The sequence below is a fragment of the Cellulomonas sp. P2_B4 genome, assembly GCF_056404795.1.
Genome location: NZ_JBFUDI010000061.1, coordinates 1 through 624, shown reverse-complemented (window position 1 = coordinate 624; position 624 = coordinate 1). Strand labels below are relative to the sequence as shown.

The following is a 624-nucleotide window of genomic DNA, read 5'->3' as shown; positions in this document are numbered from 1 at the left end:
GAGACGACCTCGGGCCTTCTTACCTTCTCGCAGCACCTGCTGCTGCGCCATCCGCATGTGCTGGCCCAGGCCTATGCCGAGGTCGACCGCGTCCTGCCCGGCGACAAGCGCCCCGATTATACCGATGTGGTGAAGCTCGAAGTGATCGAGCGCATCCTGAAGGAAGCGATGCGCCTCTGGCCGACCGCGCCGGCCTTCAGCGTCGCGCCGTTCGAGGATGTCGTGATCGGCGGCAAATGGCACCTGCGCAAGGATCGCCCGGTCAACGTCTTCTCGCCCGGCCTGCACCGCGATCCGGGCGTCTGGACCGACCCGGAAGAGTTCGACATCGACCGCTGGCTGCCCGATGCCGAGGCCGCGCGGCACCCACAGGCCTACAAGCCGTTCGGCAATGGCGAGCGCGCCTGTATCGGCCGGCAGTTCGCCATGGTCGAGGCAAAGCTCGCACTGGCGATGCTGCTGCAAAAGTTCGCGATCAGCGATCCTCATGCCTACAAGCTGCGCATCAAGGAGACGCTCTCGATCAAGCCGGACGACTTCTACATGCGTGTCCGGCTGCGCATGCCGCACGAACGGCTGGGCGTCGCTCCGGTCGAACGGCAGGTGGAGGAAACGCCCGTCGCC

The 624-nt window shown here is 66.0% G+C and carries 1 protein-coding gene; it reads left to right on the top strand.

Features of this window, described 5'->3' with window-relative positions:
- A partial coding sequence (locus tag AC1DZC_RS20085) for a cytochrome P450 (RefSeq protein ID WP_477044504.1) occupies window positions 1–624 on the top strand: 624 nt, incomplete at both ends.